The sequence below is a fragment of the Roseococcus microcysteis genome, from assembly GCF_014764365.1.
GTDB classification, from domain to species: Bacteria; Pseudomonadota; Alphaproteobacteria; order Acetobacterales; family Acetobacteraceae; genus Roseococcus; species Roseococcus microcysteis.
On the sequence record NZ_CP061718.1, the window covers coordinates 1,019,327 to 1,036,188 of the forward strand.

At 72.3% G+C, this 16,862-nt stretch carries 17 protein-coding genes; 7 read left to right on the top strand and 10 right to left on the bottom strand.

The window, feature by feature from the left end; all coding sequences use genetic code 11:
- Positions 1-19: 19 nt before the first annotated feature.
- The 7 genes from ICW72_RS04785 to hutI all read right to left on the bottom strand — a co-directional run bounded on the left by ICW72_RS04785 (position 20) and on the right by hutI (position 8,521).
- The gene (locus ICW72_RS04785; protein ID WP_191085180.1) at positions 20-1,591 is read right to left on the bottom strand and encodes a TRAP transporter large permease; all 1,572 of its coding nucleotides are present in this window, start codon (positions 1,589-1,591) and stop codon (positions 20-22) included.
- On the bottom strand, positions 1,588-2,136 hold the full coding sequence (locus ICW72_RS04790) for a TRAP transporter small permease subunit (protein WP_191085181.1): 549 nt from the start codon (positions 2,134-2,136) through the stop codon (positions 1,588-1,590). Before ICW72_RS04790 ends, ICW72_RS04785 begins: the two co-directional genes overlap by 4 nt.
- 5 nt (positions 2,137-2,141) lie before the next feature.
- Positions 2,142-3,227, bottom strand: coding sequence for a TRAP transporter substrate-binding protein (locus ICW72_RS04795; RefSeq protein ID WP_191085182.1), 1,086 nt, complete (start codon positions 3,225-3,227; stop codon positions 2,142-2,144).
- Positions 3,228-3,262: 35 nt separating this feature from the next.
- Entirely contained in the window at positions 3,263-4,063 is an 801-nt protein-coding gene (locus ICW72_RS04800; RefSeq protein WP_191085183.1) for a phytanoyl-CoA dioxygenase family protein, read from the bottom strand.
- Between the two features lie 65 nt (positions 4,064-4,128).
- A complete protein-coding gene (gene hutU, locus ICW72_RS04805) occupies positions 4,129-5,802 on the bottom strand; it encodes a urocanate hydratase (protein WP_191085184.1) in 1,674 nt (557 codons plus the stop codon).
- Complete coding sequence (gene hutH / locus ICW72_RS04810) at positions 5,799-7,316, bottom strand: histidine ammonia-lyase (protein ID WP_191085185.1); 1,518 nt, start codon at positions 7,314-7,316, stop codon at positions 5,799-5,801. The genes hutU and hutH overlap by 4 nt, the downstream gene beginning before the upstream one ends.
- Positions 7,313-8,521: an imidazolonepropionase gene (gene hutI / locus ICW72_RS04815; RefSeq protein ID WP_191085186.1), complete on the bottom strand. Its 1,209-nt coding sequence runs from the start codon at positions 8,519-8,521 to the stop codon at positions 7,313-7,315. Before hutI ends, hutH begins: the two co-directional genes overlap by 4 nt.
- 100 nt (positions 8,522-8,621) lie before the next feature.
- On the opposite strand from hutI, the gene ICW72_RS04820 reads away from it, so the two are divergent.
- Genes ICW72_RS04820 through ICW72_RS04830 form a run of 3 tightly spaced genes read left to right on the top strand, consistent with a single transcriptional unit; the run spans position 8,622 to position 11,406 of the window.
- Positions 8,622-9,980 carry a formimidoylglutamate deiminase gene (locus tag ICW72_RS04820; protein WP_191085187.1) on the top strand — a complete coding sequence of 453 codons (1,359 nt, stop codon included), beginning with the start codon at positions 8,622-8,624 and terminating at the stop codon, positions 9,978-9,980.
- On the top strand, positions 9,977-10,747 hold the full coding sequence (locus tag ICW72_RS04825) for a UTRA domain-containing protein (RefSeq protein WP_191085188.1): 771 nt from the start codon (positions 9,977-9,979) through the stop codon (positions 10,745-10,747). The genes ICW72_RS04820 and ICW72_RS04825 overlap by 4 nt, the downstream gene beginning before the upstream one ends.
- Complete coding sequence (locus tag ICW72_RS04830; RefSeq protein ID WP_191085189.1) at positions 10,744-11,406, top strand: DUF1028 domain-containing protein; 663 nt, start codon at positions 10,744-10,746, stop codon at positions 11,404-11,406. Before ICW72_RS04825 ends, ICW72_RS04830 begins: the two co-directional genes overlap by 4 nt.
- A 3-nt stretch (positions 11,407-11,409) precedes the next feature.
- Here ICW72_RS04830 and ICW72_RS04835 read toward each other — a convergent pair whose 3' ends face one another.
- The gene (locus tag ICW72_RS04835; RefSeq protein WP_191085190.1) at positions 11,410-12,513 is read right to left on the bottom strand and encodes a glycosyltransferase family 4 protein; all 1,104 of its coding nucleotides are present in this window, start codon (positions 12,511-12,513) and stop codon (positions 11,410-11,412) included.
- Between the two features lie 90 nt (positions 12,514-12,603).
- Here ICW72_RS04835 and ICW72_RS04840 point away from each other — a divergent pair, with 90 nt between their 5' ends.
- The 3 genes from ICW72_RS04840 to ICW72_RS04845 are packed head-to-tail and all read left to right on the top strand — an operon-like array spanning position 12,604 to position 14,599.
- Positions 12,604-13,863, top strand: a complete 1,260-nt coding sequence (locus ICW72_RS04840) for an O-antigen ligase family protein (protein ID WP_191085191.1) — start codon at positions 12,604-12,606, stop codon at positions 13,861-13,863.
- Between the two features lie 2 nt (positions 13,864-13,865).
- Positions 13,866-14,108 carry a hypothetical protein gene (locus ICW72_RS20540; protein WP_223880828.1) on the top strand — a complete coding sequence of 81 codons (243 nt, stop codon included), beginning with the start codon at positions 13,866-13,868 and terminating at the stop codon, positions 14,106-14,108.
- 8 nt (positions 14,109-14,116) lie between these two features.
- Positions 14,117-14,599 (top strand): hypothetical protein, encoded by a 483-nt coding sequence (locus tag ICW72_RS04845; RefSeq protein ID WP_223880829.1) that lies wholly within the window; start codon positions 14,117-14,119, stop codon positions 14,597-14,599.
- A 1-nt stretch (position 14,600) separates the two neighbouring features.
- On the opposite strand, the gene ICW72_RS04850 is transcribed toward ICW72_RS04845, so the two are convergent.
- Together ICW72_RS04850 and ygfZ are read right to left on the bottom strand one after the other, a co-directional pair.
- Positions 14,601-15,071 carry a methyltransferase family protein gene (locus ICW72_RS04850; protein ID WP_191085192.1) on the bottom strand — a complete coding sequence of 157 codons (471 nt, stop codon included), beginning with the start codon at positions 15,069-15,071 and terminating at the stop codon, positions 14,601-14,603.
- Positions 15,058-15,888, bottom strand: coding sequence for a CAF17-like 4Fe-4S cluster assembly/insertion protein YgfZ (ygfZ, locus tag ICW72_RS04855; protein ID WP_191085193.1), 831 nt, complete (start codon positions 15,886-15,888; stop codon positions 15,058-15,060). The genes ICW72_RS04850 and ygfZ overlap by 14 nt, the downstream gene beginning before the upstream one ends.
- A gap of 59 nt (positions 15,889-15,947) precedes the next feature.
- Between ygfZ and ICW72_RS04860 the strand changes: the two genes are divergently transcribed.
- A complete protein-coding gene (locus ICW72_RS04860; protein ID WP_191085194.1) occupies positions 15,948-16,862 on the top strand; it encodes a glycosyltransferase family 9 protein in 915 nt (304 codons plus the stop codon).

Consider the following 16,862-nt stretch of genomic DNA (forward strand, 5'->3'; position numbering starts at 1 on the left):
TCTGAAACGACGCGCCGCTTCAGAAGAGTTGCGCCGGCAACCAGGTGGCCAGCGCCGGAAAGACCATGACAAACGCGATGGCCAGCAACTGCAACAGCACATAGGGGATGACGCCACGGTAGATATCCCCCGTGCCCACCCCCGCCGGCACCACCCCGCCCAGGTAGAACAGCGAGAAGCCGAAGGGTGGCGTGAGGAAGCTGGTCTGCAGGTTCAGCGCGATCAGTACCGCGAGCCAGATGGGGTCGATGCCCATGGCCAGCAGCACCGGGCCCACGATGGGGACCACGATGATGGTGATCTCCACGAAGTCGAGGAAGAAGCCCATCAGGAAGATCAGGACCATCACCGCGACCAGCGCGCCATGCGCGCCGCCGGGAATGAGGGAGAGCAACTCCTTCACCGTCTCGTCGCCACCCAGGCCCCGGAACACCAGCGAGAAGAGCGTGGCGCCGATCAGGGTCGCGAAGATCATGGCCGTGATGGTCATGGTGGAATGCGACACGGCGGACAGCACCCCGCCCCGGAAGGTGCGCCACAGCGCGAGCGCGATGCCCGCGGCCAGGATGACCACCAGCACGCCCGCCACGCCGATGGCGATGCGGTCGGACAGCGGGGGTGCGGCACGGCCCAGCCGCATGTCGAAGAAGACGCCCAGAAGCACGAGCCCTACGGCCGCCAGCCCCGCCAGCCAGATCAGCCAGCCGCGCGGCCCCTTGTGGCGCAACCCCGCCAGCAGCGTGGCGCCGATGGCGCCCACCGAGGCGGCCTCGGTCGGCGTCGCCACCCCGCCCAGGATGGAGCCCAGCACGGCCACCACCAGAATGATGGGTGGCAGCAGCGCGCGCAGCAGCTGGCCGGTGGTGACGCGCCCGGCCTCCTCGGGCGCCATGGCCGGGCCCATTTCGGGCCGCCACAGGCAGAGCAGCAATTGGTAGAGGATGTAGAGCCCCACCAGCATCAGCCCGGGGATCATGGCGCCGGCAAAGAGCTGCCCCACCGAGACCGTCTGCACCGAGAACAGCCCCTGGGCCAATTGCGCCTGCTGGTAGGCGGCCGAGATGACCTCGCCCAGGATGACCATGACGGTGGAGGGCGGGATGATCTGCCCCAGCGTCCCCGCCGCGCAGACCGTGCCGCAGGCGAAGCGCTTGTCATAGCCGCGTCGCAGCATGGCCGGCAGCGCGATCAGCCCCATGGTGACGACGGTGGCCCCCACGATGCCCGTGGAGGCCGCCAGCAGCGCGCCCACCACCGAGACGCTGATGGCCAGGCCTCCGCGCACCGTGCCGAAGAGGCGCCCCATGGCCTCCAGCAGCTCCTCCGCGATGCGGGAGCGTTCGAGCATGATGCCCATGAAGACGAACAGCGGGATCGCGACCAGCGTCTCCCCCGTCATGGTGCCGAAGATGCGCTGCGCCAGCGCCGCGAGCAGGAAGGTGTCGAAGACGCCGAGCAGGATGCCCGCCGTGCCGAAGACGATGGCGCAGCCCACCAGCAGGAAGACGACGGGAATGCCGGTGAGGATCAGCCCGCAGAGCGAGGCGAACATGAGCAGGTCCAGCACCTGCCCGATGGCGGCGGTGCTCATGCCTCGCCCTGCCTTTGGCGCTGCGGGAAGTGGGTCGTGGCCGCGCCCGTCAGCACCGCCACGCAGCGGATGCCGATGGAGACGGCCTGCAAGCCCAGCAATATCCCCATGGCCGGGATGAGCGATTTCAGCGCGGGCACGAAAGGCACGCCCCCCAGCGCCATGGGCCCCTCATTCTGCATCCAGGATCGCGCCGCGTAGTCCCAGGAGGCCCAGACCACCAGCGCGCAGAAGGGAAGTGCGGCGACGATCACGCAGGCGAGGTCCACCGCCGCCTGCCGCCGCACGGACCAGCCGGCGTAGAAGACGTCCACCCGCACATGCTGGTCCACCATCCAGGTGTAGCCCATGACCAGCATGAACAGCGTGGCATGGATGTAGATCACGCTCTCCTGCATCCAGACGAAGGAGGAGCCATAGGCGTAGCGCAGCACCACGACGATGAACTGCACCAGCACCACCCCCAGCGCCAACCACTTGACGCCCTGGGCCAGGAAGCGGCTCAGGGCGTCATGCGCGTCGGCGGCACGCAGCAGGAGGCGCAAGCCGCTCAGCCCCAGCGAATGGGCAGGGCGCGCGAGTTGAAGTTCCCCGCGTAGGATTGCAGCATGTAGGCTTGGCTGCGGTTGCGGAACTCCGCGTAGCTGTCGGCGATGCGCTTCACCAGCGGGTCCTGGTGGGCGCGCAACTCGGCCAGGATTTCGCCCGCGATGTTGCCGAAGGCGATCAGCATGTCGCGCGGCACTTCCTTCACCTGCACGCCATGGCGCGTCACCAGCTCGTTCAGCGCGATGGGGTGGCGCACGTCGTATTCGCTGGTCGTCTCCTCGTGCAGGGAGAGGGCGCAGAAGCGCACCACGGCCTTCAGGTCATCCGGCAGGGCGTTCCAGCGCGCCATGTTGATGCCGATCTCCTCGGCGGAGGACGGCTCCTGCACACCCGGGTAGTAGTAGTTCTTGGCCACCTGGTGCAGGCCGAGCGGCAGGTCCGAGAAGGGGCCGACGAATTCGGCGGCGTCAATCGTGCCCGATTGCAGGGCGGCGAAGATCTGCCCGGCCGGCAGCGACACGACCGAGGCGCCGGCGCGGCGGAACATCTCGCCACCCAGGCCGGCCGTGCGGTAGCGCAGGCCGCGGAAATCCTCGAGGCTGTTCAACTCGCGGCGGAAGAAGCCCATCCATTGCGGGCCGCTGTCGCCCACGATGAAGCCCTTCACGCCGAAGCGGGCATACATCTCGTCATACATGGCCTGGCCGCCGCCATGCATCATCCAGCCCTGCCGCTCATAGGCCGTCATGCCGTAGGGGAAGCTGCCGAAGAAGCCGATGCCGGGGGACTTGGAAATCCAGAAGGAGGGCACGCCGTGGTAGAGATCGGCCGTGCCGGCCGCCACCGCGTCGAAGGCGCCGGCGGGGGGCACCACCTCGCCCGCGGCGAAGAGGCGCACCGTCAGCCGCCCGCCCGACATCTGGCCGATGCGGTCGGCGCAGCGCTGCGCGGCCACGCCGGGGCCCGGCAGGTTGCGCGGCCAGATGGTGACCATGCGCCACTCGATCCGGCCCTGGCTGAGGGCGGGGGTGGCCAAGGTCGCGGCGGTCGCGGCCGCGGCCGAACCGATGATGGTGCGTCTTTGCATCTTCGTCTCTGCCTCTTGTGTTCTTGTGGGTGGTGTCAGGTGAAGCGGGGGAAGTCCGGCCCTTCGAGGGGCGCGCCATCCGCCAGGCGCAGATGCCGCATGGGGGGAGAGCCTCGGCCGCCACGGTCGCGGAACACCGCGTCATCGCCCACCCAGCGCGCGGAGAAGACGCGCCGCCGCCGCTGCGGCGAGGTGTTGGCCGGTGCGCCATGCATCGTGCGGTAGTGGAAGGCCACCGCGTCACCCGGCTGCATCTCCCAGCCCAGGATGCGGTGCTTCTCGCGCTCGGCGTCGATGTCGGGCATGTCCTCGCGGTCATCGCCCTCGTAGAGGTCGGTGCCGTCGAAGCGCTTGGGCTTGAGCGCCTTGGTCCAGAGATGGCTGCCGGCCACGCATTCCAGCGTCACGTCGCGGCCCACGGGGTCGAGGGGAATCCAGAAGCTGACGCTCTGCTCCGCCTCCACGCAGTAATAGGGCGAATCCTGGTGCCAGGGGGTGACGAGGCTCGTCCCCGGCTCCTTCACCAGCACATGGTCGTGGAAGAAGCGCGCACCCTGGCTGCCCATGAGTCGGCGCGCGATGGCCGCCCCGGGTCCCTGCTCCACGAAGGCGCGGAATTCCGGGATGCGCTGCCAGTTGCACAAATCCTGGAAGAAGCGCGCGCTGCCATCCTTGGGCGTGTAGCTGCGCTCATAGGGGCCGGGATGGGCCATCAGCGTCTCGATGCCGGCGCGGAGCGGTTCCACCCAGTCGGCGAAGGCGCCGCGCAGGAGGATGGCGCCATCCTCGGCGAAGGCCTGAACCTCGGGGTCGGTGGTGGTGGCGGCTTGGTCCATGCGGGTCTCTCCCTGCGCGGCGATGCTGCGGTTGCGCTGTCAGCCTGTAAAGCGGCGCCGCGGCCTCATGTGCCGATTCCGAGCGACGGCAGCTTCAAGCCTGTGCGGCGGGCGTGCTCGATGGCCAATTCATAGCCAGCATCGGCGTGGCGCATGACGCCCGTGCCGGGGTCGTTCCACAGCACGCGCGCCAGGCGTTTCGCCGCGGCTTCGGTGCCATCGGCCACGATGACCATGCCCGCATGCTGCGAGAAACCCATGCCCACCCCGCCCCCATGATGCAGCGACACCCAGGAGGCGCCGGAGGCGGTGTTCAGCAACGCATTCAGCAGCGGCCAGTCGGAGATGGCGTCGGAACCGTCGCGCATCGCCTCCGTCTCGCGGTTGGGGGACGCGACGGAACCACTGTCCAGGTGGTCGCGCCCGATGACGATGGGGGCCTTGAGTTCGCCCTTCGCCACCATCTCGTTGAAGGCGAGGCCGAGGCGATGCCGGTCCCCAAGCCCCACCCAGCAGATGCGCGCGGGCAGGCCCTGGAAGGCGATGCGCTTGCCCGCCATGTCCAGCCAGCGGTGGAGGTTGGCGTCATCAGGCATCAGTTCGCGCACCTTGGCGTCGGTGCGCGCAATGTCCTCCGGGTCGCCCGACAGTGCGGCCCAGCGGAAGGGCCCGATGCCGCGGCAGAAGAGCGGGCGGATATAGGCGGGCACGAAGCCCGGGAAGTCGAAGGCGTCCGCCACCCCCGCCTCTTGCGCCATCTGGCGGATGTTGTTGCCGTAGTCGAGCGTGGGAATGCCCAGGCGGTGGAAGCCCAGCATGGCCTCGACATGCGCGGCCATGGAGCGCTTGGCGGCGGCCACGACACCGTCCGGGTCACGCTCCCGTCGTTCCTCCCACTCGGCCAGCGTCCAGCCGGCGGGGAGGTAGCCGTTCAGCGGGTCATGCGCGCTGGTCTGGTCCGTCACCACATCGGGCCGGATGCCGCGGCGCAGGATTTCGGGAAAGACCTCCGCCGCATTGCCCAGCAGCCCCACCGAGACGGCGCGGCCCTCGACGCGCGCAGCCTCGATGATGGAAAGCGCCTCCTCCAGCGTCGCCGCCTGGGTGTCGAGGTAGCGCGTGCGCAGCCGCATCTCGATGCGCGAGGGCTGGCATTCCACGGCCAGCATCGAGGCCCCCGCCATGGTGGCGGCCAGGGGCTGCGCGCCACCCATGCCGCCCAGCCCCCCCGTCAGCACCCAGCGGCCCGCCAGCGAACCCCCGTAATGCTGCCGGCCCACTTCCGCGAAGGTCTCGTAGGTGCCCTGCACGATGCCCTGGCTGCCGATGTAGATCCAGGAACCGGCCGTCATCTGGCCGTACATCATGAGGCCGGCGCGATCGAGCTCGTGGAACTTCTCCCAGGTGGCCCAATGCGGCACCAGGTTGGAGTTGGCGATCAGCGCGCGCGGCCCATCCTCGGTGGTCCGGAAGATGCCGACGGGCTTGCCGGACTGCACCAGCAGCGTCTCGTCCGGCTCAAGGCGCGTCAGGCTCTGCACGATCCGGTCATAGCTCTCCCAATCCCGCGCCGCGCGGCCGATGCCGCCATAGACCACCAGCTCCTGCGGGCGTTCGGCCACGGCGGCGTCCAGGTTGTTCATCAGCATCCGCATGGCCGCCTCGGCCGCCCAGCTCTTGCAGGTCAGCTCGGGGCCGTGGGGTGCGGTGATGATGCGGCTGTTGGCCATGCGGCTCATGCGTCGGTGTCCAGCTCGGGCAGGGGGTGGGCGGTGGCGGCGGCGAGCGCGCCGTCCCGCACCAGGGATGTGGCGGCGGCGATGTCCGGCGCCAGGAAACGGTCCGCCAGCAGCGGCGCGATGCGCGCGCGGATGGCGGCATGGGCGGCTTCCAGCGGCACGGAGCTGGTCAGCGGGCGCCGATGCTCCAGCGCCTCGGCCGCCGCCAGCGCCTCGATGCCGATGATGGCCGCCGCGTTCTCCGCCATCTCCAGCAGGCGCCAGGCCGCGTGGGTGGCCATGGACACATGGTCTTCCTGGTTGGCCGAGGTCGGGATGCTGTCCACCGAGGCCGGCGCCGCGCGCTGCTTGTTCTCGGAAGCGAGCGCGGCCGCCGTCACCTGCGCGATCATCAGCCCCGAATTCAGCCCCGCATCGCGTGCCAGGAAGGCGGGCAGGCCGGACATCACCGGGTCCACCAGCAGGGCGATGCGGCGTTCGGCCAGGTTGCCGATCTCGGCGAGCACCAGGGCGATCTGGTCGGCGGCGAAGGCCACCGGTTCCGCATGGAAATTCCCGCCGGAGAGGATGGACCCATCCTCCATGACCAGCGGGTTGTCGGTGACGGCATTGGCCTCCACCGCCAGGGTGCGCGCGGCGAAGCGCAGCAGGTCCAGCCCCGCGCCCATCACCTGCGGCTGGCAGCGCAGCGAATACGGGTCCTGCACGCGGTCATCGCCCTCGCGGTGGCTTTCGCGGATGGCGCTGCCCGCCAGCAGCCCGCGCAGCGCGTGGGCCACGTCGCGCTGGCCCGCATGGCCGCGCAGCGCATGGATGCGCGGGTCGAAGGGCGTGTCGGAGCCGCGCAGCGCGTCCACCGTCAGCGCGCCTGAAACCAGCGCCGCCTGGAACACCCGATGCGCGGCGAAGAGCCCCGCCAGCGCCAGCGCCGTGGACACCTGCGTGCCATTGATCAGCGCCAGCCCCTCCTTGGGCCCGAGGGCGACGGGCGAAAGCCCCGCGCCCGCCAGCGCCCGCGTCGCCGGGACATTCGGCAGAACCGCGCCTTCGCCCAGCATCGCCGCCGTCATGTGCGCCAGCGGCGCCAAATCGCCCGAGGCGCCGACCGACCCCTTGGCCGGGATCAGCGGCAGCACGTCGCGCGCGCGCATGGCCTCGATCTGCGCCACCACCTCCCACCGCACGCCCGAGGCGCCGCGCGCCAGGCTCGCGGCCTTCATCGCCATGATCAGCCGCACCACGGGTGCCGGCAGCGGCGCCCCCACGCCGCAGGCGTGCGACAGAATCAGGTTGCGCTGCAGCGCGGCCAGATCCGCATCGCCGATGCGTACGGAGGCCAGCTTGCCGAAGCCCGTGTTCACGCCATAGGCCGTCTCGCCCCGCGCGATGACGCCGGCCACCGCGGCCGCGCTGCGCTCCACCGCCGCCCGCGCGCCTTCGTCGAGCGGCGTGGCCGCCCCCTCCAGCACGGCGCGCCATTGCGCCAGCGTGACCGCGCCCGGAACCAGCGTCATGCCCGCACCCCTCCGTGATAGCGCGCCCAAAGCGGCGAGGGCCCGATCTGCGCCACGACCTGCGCCAGGTTCTCCACCGACCACAGCGCCAGGTCGGCGCGCTTGCCCACCTCCAGGCTGCCCGCCTCCGCCTGCATCCCCAGCGCGCGCGCGGCGTGCAGCGTCATGCCGCGCCACACCTCCTCCACCGTCATGCCGAACAGCACGCAGGCGAGTGTCGCCGAAACGCGCAGCGAGGCGATGGGCGAGGAACCCGGGTTCAGGTCCGTCGCCACCGCCATCGCGACACCTTCCGCACGGAAGGCGGCGATGGGCGGCTTGCGCGCCTCGTTCAGCATGAGGAAGGCGCCGGGCAGGATCACGGCCACCGTGCCCGCCTGCGCCATGGCCGCGGCCCCGGCATTGGAGCAATATTCCAGGTGGTCGGCCGAGAGCGCGCCGAAGCGCGCGGCCAGCGCGGCACCGCCCGTGTCGCTCAACTGTTCCGCATGGGATTTCACCGGCAGGCCCGCCATGCGCGCCGCGGTGAAGACGCGGGCGCATTCGGCGCCCGTGAAGGCGATGCCCTCCTGGAAGACATCCACCGCGTCCGCCAGACCCTCGGCCGCCAGGGCGGGGATCATGCGGTCGCACACCAGGTCGAGATAGCCCGCACGCGTGCCATCCGGCGGCACGGCATGGGCGCCGAGATAGGTGGCGCGCACCGTCACCGCCCGCTGCCCCGCCAGGGCACGCGCCACGCGCAACTGTCGCCGCTCGGTCTCCTCGTCGAGCCCGTAGCCGGACTTCACCTCGACGGTGGTGACGCCCTCGGCCAGCAGCGCATCCAGCCGCGGCAGGGCGGCGGCCAGCAGCGCCGCCTCATCCGCCGCGCGGGTGGCGCGCACGGTGGAGGCGATGCCGCCGCCCGAGCGCGCGATCTCGGCATAGCTCTCGCCGGCCAGGCGACGCGCGAATTCCTCTGAGCGGTCACCCGCGAAGACGAGGTGCGTGTGGCAATCCACGAGGCCGGGCGTGATCCAGCGGCCGTCGCACTCCACCCGCTCGGCCGCGTCGAAGCGCGGCGCGCCCTCGCGTGGGCCGGCATAGGCGATGCGCCCGTCGCGCACCGCCAGCACGCCATCCTCGACCACGCCGAGGCCCGCGCCCGCCATGGTGGCCAGCCGCGCGCCCTCGAACAGCAGATCGGTCGGGATGCCCGCCATGCGCCAATCCTTACGTTGGTTTCCTTGCGGTGGGTGGACGTGCCGCTATCCTGCGGCCTGTGCGATAATGTATAGACATAATCTGCTTCGGAGATGGCCGATGCGCAAGCTGCTTTTCGCCCATGCCCTGCTGCCCGAAGGCTGGCGCCGCGAGGTGCTGGTCACGCTCGATGCCACGGGCCGCATCTCCAGCGTGGAGCCTGACGCAACCGGCGGCGAATACCAGCACGCCATCGCCCTGCCCGGCCTGCCCAACCTGCATTCCCATGCCTTCCAGCGTGGCATGGCGGGCCTCACGGAACAGGCCGGCGCCAACGAGGACAGCTTCTGGACCTGGCGCGAGCTGATGTACCGCTTCCTGGGCCAGCTTACACCAGAGGATGTCGAGGCCCTGGCCACCCTGGCCTATGCCGAGATGCTGGAGACGGGCTTCACCCGTGTGGGCGAGTTCCACTACCTGCACCATGACGCCGAGGGCCGCCCCTACGCCAACCCCGCGGAGATGGCCGCGCGCATCGCCGGCGCGGCCGACGCCACCGGCATCCACCTCACCCTGCTGCCCAGCTTCTATGCCCATGGCGAGGCCGGCGGCGGCGCCCCCCTGCCCGCCCAGCGCCGCTTCCTGAACGACCGCGACGGCTTCGCCCGCCTGCTGGAAGCCAGCCGCGCCGCCATCGCCCCCTTGCCGGGGGCCGTCCTGGGCGCCGCACCCCACTCCCTGCGCGCCGCCACCTTCGCGGAAATCCGCGACGTGGTCGCCATGCTGGCGCCCGGCGAACCCCTGCACATCCACGCCGCCGAACAGCTGCGCGAGGTCGAGACGTGCCGCGCCATCCTGGGCGCACCCCCCATCCAGGCCCTGCTGGACCAGGTGGGCCTCGATGCGCGCTGGTGCCTGATCCATGCCACCCATGGCACCGAGGCGGAACTCGCGGCCGTGGCACAAGCGGGCGCGGTGGTGGGCCTCTGCCCCGTCACCGAGGCCAATCTGGGCGATGGCATCTTCCCCGCGCCCAGCTATCGCGCGGCGGGGGGCCGCTACGGCGTGGGCACGGACAGCAATGTGCTGATCGGCGCGGCGGAGGAACTCCGCACGCTGGAATACGGGCAGCGCCTCGCGCTGCGCACCCGCAACGCGCTGGCCCCGCGCGAGGCCTCCACCGGCCGCGCGTTGTGGGATGCCGCGCTGGCGGGCGGCACCCAGGCCCTGGCCGCCGGCCCCGCCGGCATCACCCCCGGCGCCTGGGCGGACCTTGTGCTGCTCGACCCCGCGCACCCCGCGCTCGCCGCGCGCGAGGGCGACCGCTGGCTGGATGCGCTGGTCTTCGCCACCCGCACCTCGCCCATCCGCGAAGTCTGGGTACGCGGGCGACGCGTGGTGGAGGATGGGCGCCACCCCCTGCGCGCGGCAGCCGAGGCGCGCGTCTCCGCGGTGCTGGGCCGCATCCTGGCCGCATGACCGACTTCCCGCTGGATGGCGAAGGCCCGCTGCACGCGCAAATCCGGCGCGCGGTGGCCCAGGCCATTCTGTCCGGCCGCATCCCGCCCGGCGGGCGCATCCCCTCCGAGGCGGAGCTGATGACGCTGTTCGGCGCCTCGCGCATGACGGTGCATCGGGCGCTGGCCCAGCTCGCCGCCGAGGGGCTGGTCCGCCGCAACCGCCGCGCCGGCACCATCGCAAGCCCCGAAGCACGCGGCCGCGCCGTCTTCGAGATCTGGGACATCGGCGCCGAGATCGCGGCCGCGGGGGGCGTCCACAGCCATGACATCCTGCACCGCGCGACGCGCCCCGCCACCGCCGCCGACGCCGCGGCGCTGACCGTGGCCGAGGGCGCGCCCATCCTGGCGCTGACCACCCGCCACCTGGCCGATGGCCGCCCCGTGCAGCTGGAGGAACGGCGCATCCATCTCCAGGCCGCCCCCGAGGCGGCGGCCGAGCGCTTCACCGAGACCCCGCCCGGCCGCTGGCTGCTGGACCACATCGCCTGGACCGAGGCCGAGCACAGCATCCTCGCCACAAGCACGCCCGCGCGCATCGCCCGCTTCCTCGGCATGCCGCCGGGCGAGCCCGCGCTGGTCGTGGAACGCCGCACCTGGAATGGCGAAATTCCGGTCACTTTCGCGCGGCTCTGGCATCCGGGCGGGCGGCACCGGCTGGTGGGGCGCTTCACGGCGGGCGGGGCCGGCTTGCCAACGCCGCCGGGCCGCCCGCACCATCGGACATGACCTTCTCCCTCATCGGCCATTGCGCCCGCACGGGGCAGTTCGGCTGCGCCGTCACCACCTCGGCCATGGGCGTGGGCGCCCGGGTGCCCTTCGCGGAAGCGGGGCTCGGCGCCGTGCTGACCCAGCACCGCACCGACCCGCGCCTGGGTCCGCGCGGCCTTGATTTGCTGCGCAGCGGCTGCTCGGCGGAGGAGGCCCTGGCCGCGCTGGTCGCCAGCACACCCCATCACCGCTGGCGGCAGATCGCGATCATGGACCGCGCCGGCCGCACCGCGCATTTCGACGGCGAGGCGGTGAAGCACGCCCGCGCGGCCGTGCATGCGTCGGGCTGCGTGGCACTCGGCAACATCATGGCCAACACCGACGTGCCCACCGCCATGGCCACCGCCTTCGCCGCGGACCCCGGCGAACCATTGGCCGAACGCCTGATGCGCGCGCTGGAAGCGGGCGAGGAGGCGGGCGGCGAGGGACGGCCCCTGCTCTCCGCCTGCCTGCTCGTCGTGCATGAGCAGCGCTTTCCCTATGTGGACCTGCGCGTGGACCTGGCCGACGCCGCCCTGCCCGCGCTGCGCCTGATGTGGAACCGCTACCGCCCCGACATGGACGAGCATGTGGTCCGCGCCGTGGACCCGGAGGCCGCCAAGCCGCCGGTGCTGTAGCCCTCAGCCCGCCAGCAGCCCCTCGCGCAGCGCCGCCCATCGCCGCGCGATGGCGGGCAGCAGGAACCCCTCCAGATGCGCGCGCCCCATCTCCGCGCGGCGGGCGCGTTCCTCCGGATGGGTGGCGAGGTGATGGATGGCCTCGGCGATGGCGCCGGGGTCATCGGGGTCCGCATAGAGCGCGGCCTCGCCCGCCGCCTCCGGCAGCCCGCCCCGGCGCGAGGCGACCAGCGCCGCCCCCGCCCCCAGCGCCTCCTGCGCCACGCGGCCAAAGGGCTCCGCCCAGCGGTTGGGCATGACGATGATGGCGGCGCGCCCCATCCGGGCGAGGGTGGCCGCGTGGTCGAGATACCCCAGCATCTCCACCCCGGCCGCGGCCGCCTGGGCGCGCAGCGCGGTGACGAAGGGCGTGTCCGCCCGGCCGCCGAACCAGGCATCCCCCACCATCTCGGCCCGCCAGCCCGGCAGGCGCGGCAGGGCGCGGGCGCAGGCGGCCACGAAGCTGTCCGCACCCTTCTCGGCATTGAGCCGCCCCACGAAGAGGATCAGCCGCTCGCGTGGGCCGCGCAGCGCAGGGAAGGCGGCAGGATCATGCGGGTTAGGCAGCACATGGACGCGGGGCGCCAGCGCCGGGGGCAGCCCCTCCAGGAAATCCCGCCGCAGGAAGTCCGAGACGCAGGCCACGGCCCGCACCTGGCGCAGCAGCGCGGCGCGTTCCTCCGGCCGCCGCAACCCGCCCATGCCCGAGGCCGCGTTGTGCAGCACCAGCACCACCGGGCAGGGCAGCGCCTCAGCCAGGTGCAGGGCCAGCGGCGCGCGATTGTGCGCCTCCACCACATCGGCCGGGTGGGCGCTGAGCCAGCGCGCGGCCGCACGGGCATGGGCGCGGTTGCGGCCGAGAAAAGCCAGCGGGCCCGGCAACAGCCCCTCGAAGCGGCAGAACTCGAAGGGCGCGTCCTGCATGGGGCTGCCCAGCACCATGGCCTCCCAGCCCGGGGCCGGCGCGCGGGCCAGGTCGCGCACCACCAGCGCCACGCCGCCCGCGCCCCGGGGGCCGAAGCGCTCCTTGGCGGGCAGGACCATCGCGACGCGCCGAGGGGCGGACATGCCCCAGGCTTACCCAATGGCACGCCGGGGGGCCAGCCTTGGCCCGCCGGCCCCAGCCTGTATAACCGCGCCGCAATCCAGGGAGGTCGCGTGGAGCAGACCAGCACGACACCGCCCAGCTGGCTGCGGCGTCTCGACGGGCCGGGCAGCGTGCTGGCCATGGCGGTGGGGGTGGCGATCCCCTGGGTGGTCATCGCCTCGCGCTCGGTGGCCGAGGCGGTGGTGGCGGGGCTGGCCCTGGGTTTCGTGCTTCACCTGCTGGCCACCCGCAATGTGGCCCCCCTGCGTGCCCCCTGGTTCCTGCTGGCCGCCGCCTATTGGGCCTGGCTGGTGTTGGTGACGGCGCTGGCGGGCGCCAACCCCGATCAGATGCTGGCGGCCCTGGCCTGGGGGCGGTTTCCCTTGGCCACGCTCGCCATCGCGACCTGGGCGCTGGCCAGCGCGCGCGCGCAGCGCCTGGCGCTCTGGGCCCTGGCGGGGGCGGTGGTCTTCGTCGCGCTGGAAGTCTGGCTGCAATTCACCTTCGGGCATGGGCTGGTGCGTTCGGGCGATGAACTGCCGGGCTATCTCTCGGGGCCCTTCCTGCGGCCGCGGGCGGGGGGGTATCTTTCCGTCACGCTCTGGCCCGTGCTGCTGCCGGCGGTGGTGGCGCTGGCGGCCCATGGGCTCTGGGGGCGGGGCGCGGGGGTGGCGCTGGTGGCGCTGGCAGTGGGGGCGGTGATCCTGGCCTCGCAGCGCAGCCCGCTGATCATGGTGCTGTTCGGGCTCGCGCTCGCCGCGCTGGTGCTGCGGCCGCTGCGGGTGCCGGCCTTGCTGGCGGTGCTGGGGGTGGCCGGGATGCTGGGGCTGGCGGCCATCTTCGCCCCCATCACCTTCTACCGCTACGCCGTCCACCTGCCGCAATTGCTCGCGGGTTTCCCGGAGACGCATTACGGCCAGATCCTGGCCCGCGCGCTGGCCATGGTCGAGGCGCATCCCTGGCTCGGCGCCGGCGCCGAGGCCTTTCGCACCGGCTGCTACGACCCACGCTTCCACATCGGCTGGGGGGGCGTGGGCGATGGCGGGGGCGAGGCGATGTGCGTGCCCCATGTGCACCATTTCTACCTGGAGGCGCTGGTGGATGGCGGCATCGTGGGGCTGGCGCTGTTCACCGCCTCCTGCCTCGCGCTGCTCTGGGCGCTGGGGCGGGGCGCGCTGGGCGATCCGCTGCGGCTTGGCCTCTTCCTCTCGGCACTGATCGCGCTCTGGCCGGTGGCGACGGCCGGCGCCTATGCGGGCATTGACCAGGCGGCCTTGCGGATCTTCCTGATGGGGCTGGGCCTGGCGCTCGCGGCCCGGCCGGCGACCTGAACATGCAGACCGTCATCTGCATGAAGTGGGGCACGCTCTATGGCCCCGAATACGCCAACCGCCTGCACGCCATGGTGCGGCGGAACACGCGCCGCCCGCTGCGCTTCGTCTGCTTCACCGAGGATGCCACGGGGCTTCACCCCGGCATCGAGGTGCAGCCCCTGCCCCCCATCCGCATCCCCGCCCACCACCAGCGCTTTCCCTGGCGCAAGATGTCCCTCTGGGGGAGACGCTGGGCGACCTGACCGGCCCGGTGCTGTTCCTCGACCTCGACCTCGTGGTGACGGGCGATGTGGACGGCTTCTTCGACCACGCGCCGGAGCAGGATTTCGTGGTGATCCGCAACTGGACCTCGCGCAGCGAGGCGATCGGCAACACCTCCTGCTTCCGGCTGCGTGTGGGCTCCAACGCGCATCTGCTGGCGGCGGTGGAGGCGGATTTCGACGGCGTCTTCGCCGCCCACCGCATCGAGCAGGTGTTCATCTCGCGCCACGCGCACAGCATCGCCTTCTGGCCGCAGGGCTGGTGCGTCAGCTTCAAGCATTCCCTACTGCCGCCCTGGCCCGCGCGGCTGTGGCGGCCGGCGCCGCTGGCGCCGGGCACGCGCCTCGTGGCCTTCACCGGCAAGCCCGACGTGCATGACGTGCTGGACGGGCGCTGGCCCGCGCCCTGGTACAAAAAATTCTACAAGACGCTGCGCCGGCCCGACTGGGTGGCCGAACACTGGCGCGAATAATTCAGAACCAGCGGCGCACCTTGGCCTTGTAGTCCAGGTAGTCCTGGCCGAAACGGCGCTCCAGATAGGCTTCCTCGCGCCGCACCACCAGGAAATCCAGCGCCAGGAAGATGCCGCCCACGGCCAGCCACCCCCAGAGCGTGCCCCAGACCAGCGCCATGCCCGCCGCCACCAGCAGGAAGCCCGAATAGATGGGGTTGCGGCCCAGCCGGAAGGGGCCGCGCGCGACGAAGGCGGTGTCGGGCCTGTCGGGCCGCGGGTCATTGCCGGCGCGAACGAGCACCAGCAGCGCCCAGCCCATCAGCAGGAAGGCCAGCAGCATCACCGGCATGCCGAGCTCGGGCGCGGGCGGGCCCAGCATCACCGGCGCCAGCCAGTTCAGCGCCCAGGCCAGCAGCAGCCCCGCCAGCACCATCAGCGGCGGCGGCACCTTCACGCCGGGGCCATGCGCGTCCTCGTCAGGCGGGGACATCGGCGGCACCTTCGGGCAGCTTCATCCAGCCCGGCACCTCCGGGGTCAGCCGGGCCGCGCCGCAATCGAGGGCGCCACCGCGCAGCGCCTCCATCCGCAGCAGCGCGAGGCCCCGCCCGTCGCGGCCGGAGCGCATCTCGCCCAGCTCGACCCCCTCGCGCGTGACGGGTGTGCCGCGCGCCGGCAGGGGCCCCTCCACGCGCACCGGCACCAGGCGCCGCTTCACCAGGCCGCGATACTTGGTCCGCGCCGTCAGCTCCTGGCCCATGTAGCAGCCCTTGGTCCAGGAGACGCCGTGCAGCTCGTCGAAGCCCGCCTCCAGCAGCACCGACTTTTCCGAATCCATGTCGCGCCCGCCATCAGGAATGCCCAGGGCCAGGCGGTGGAGGTCGTAATCCTCGGCCGTGGCGTCGGCCGGCAGGGGGGTGGGCGAGAGCACGCGCCAGCCCGCCTCCTTGTGGCGGGGGTCGCGCCGCACCAGCCCCGCACCCGGCGGCGCCGCGCCCCAGGCGGCATGGACATGCCACTCCGCCGACGCATCCCGCAGCGCCACCTTGCTGCGCAGCCGGAAGCGCGAGAGGCGCTGCACCAGCTCCGGCACCTGGGCACGGTCGGTGTCCAGCAGCAGCGCCTCGCCTTCCGCGACCAGCAGGAAATCCGCCAGCCACTTGCCCTGCGGCGACAGCAGCGCGGCCCAGACGGCCGCCTGCCCGTCGGCGGCCGCCACGTCGTTGGAGATCAGCCCTTGCAGGAAGGCGACGCGGTCCGCGCCGGTCACCTCCAGCACGCCCCGTTCGGGCAGGTATGCGATGGTCATGAACGGGATATCGGGGGCCCAGCCTCCCGCCTCAACCCCATGCATGTTAAGCCGCGCGGGTGGAAATCCTGTTCATCACCTCGAGCCGCATCGGGGACGCCGTGCTCTCGACCGGCCTCGCCGAACATCTGCGGCTGGCCCACCCCGACGCCCGCTTCACCATCGCCTGCGGCCCCGCCGCAGCCGGGGTGTTCGAGCGCATGCCCGGGCGCGTGGCCACGCTGGTGCTGCGCAAGCGGCGCTTCGCCTTGCATTGGCTGGGCCTCTGGGCGCGATGCGTGACCCGCCGCTGGGACCTGGTGGTGGACCTCCGCGGCTCGGCCTTCGCCTGGACGGTGCCGGCCCGCCGGCGGGCGGTGAAGCGGGGCGGCAGGCGGCCGGGCCATCGCATCCTGCACATCGCGGAAGTGCTGGACATCACCCCCGCCCCGCGGCCCGTCGCCTGGTTCGCCCCCGAGGACATGGCGCGCGTCGAACCCCTGCTGCCGGCGGCCCCCTTCCTGGTCCTCGGCCCCACCGCCACCTGGGCGCCCAAGATGTGGCCCACCGAGCGCTTCGTGGCCCTGGCCCAGAGGCTGACCGCACCCGACGGCCCCCTGCCCGGCGCGCCCATCCTGATCCTGGGCGGGCCGGGCGCGGAGGAGGCCCGCATGGCCGCCCCCCTGCTGGCCGCCCTGCCCGAGGCCCGGCCCTTGATCGGCACCCTCTCCATTCCGGAGGTGACGGCGCTGCTCTCGCGCGCCGCGCTCTATGTCGGCAATGATTCCGGGCTGATGCACCTGGCGGCGGCGGCGGGCGCACCCACCCTCGGCCTCTTCGGCCCCTCCATGGTCAGTGAATACGCGCCCATCGGGCCGCGCGCGCGCCCGGTGGTGGCGCCGGGCCGGGCCGGGCATGCGCCCATGCGCGGCTTGAGCGTCTCGGCCGCCCTGGCGGGTGCGCGCGAATTGCTGGCGCATGAGCCGGTGGCCTGA

Excerpts from the sequence above, each read along its gene's own strand:
- ICW72_RS04785 (WP_191085180.1), bottom strand. The coding sequence starts at position 1,591 with ATGAGCACCGCCGCCATCGGGCAGGTGCTGGACCTGCTCATGTTCGCC.
- ICW72_RS04795 (WP_191085182.1), bottom strand. The coding sequence starts at position 3,227 with ATGCAAAGACGCACCATCATCGGTTCGGCCGCGGCCGCGACCGCCGCG.
- ICW72_RS04800 (WP_191085183.1), bottom strand. The coding sequence starts at position 4,063 with ATGGACCAAGCCGCCACCACCACCGACCCCGAGGTTCAGGCCTTCGCC.
- hutU (WP_191085184.1), bottom strand. The coding sequence starts at position 5,802 with ATGAGCCGCATGGCCAACAGCCGCATCATCACCGCACCCCACGGCCCC.
- hutH (WP_191085185.1), bottom strand. The coding sequence starts at position 7,316 with ATGACGCTGGTTCCGGGCGCGGTCACGCTGGCGCAATGGCGCGCCGTG.
- hutI (WP_191085186.1), bottom strand. The coding sequence starts at position 8,521 with ATGGCGGGCATCCCGACCGATCTGCTGTTCGAGGGCGCGCGGCTGGCC.
- ICW72_RS04820 (WP_191085187.1), top strand. The coding sequence starts at position 8,622 with ATGCGCAAGCTGCTTTTCGCCCATGCCCTGCTGCCCGAAGGCTGGCGC.
- ICW72_RS04825 (WP_191085188.1), top strand. The coding sequence starts at position 9,977 with ATGACCGACTTCCCGCTGGATGGCGAAGGCCCGCTGCACGCGCAAATC.
- ICW72_RS04830 (WP_191085189.1), top strand. The coding sequence starts at position 10,744 with ATGACCTTCTCCCTCATCGGCCATTGCGCCCGCACGGGGCAGTTCGGC.
- ICW72_RS04835 (WP_191085190.1), bottom strand. The coding sequence starts at position 12,513 with ATGTCCGCCCCTCGGCGCGTCGCGATGGTCCTGCCCGCCAAGGAGCGC.
- ICW72_RS20540 (WP_223880828.1), top strand. The coding sequence starts at position 13,866 with ATGCAGACCGTCATCTGCATGAAGTGGGGCACGCTCTATGGCCCCGAA.
- ICW72_RS04850 (WP_191085192.1), bottom strand. The coding sequence starts at position 15,071 with ATGTCCCCGCCTGACGAGGACGCGCATGGCCCCGGCGTGAAGGTGCCG.
- ygfZ (WP_191085193.1), bottom strand. The coding sequence starts at position 15,888 with ATGACCATCGCATACCTGCCCGAACGGGGCGTGCTGGAGGTGACCGGC.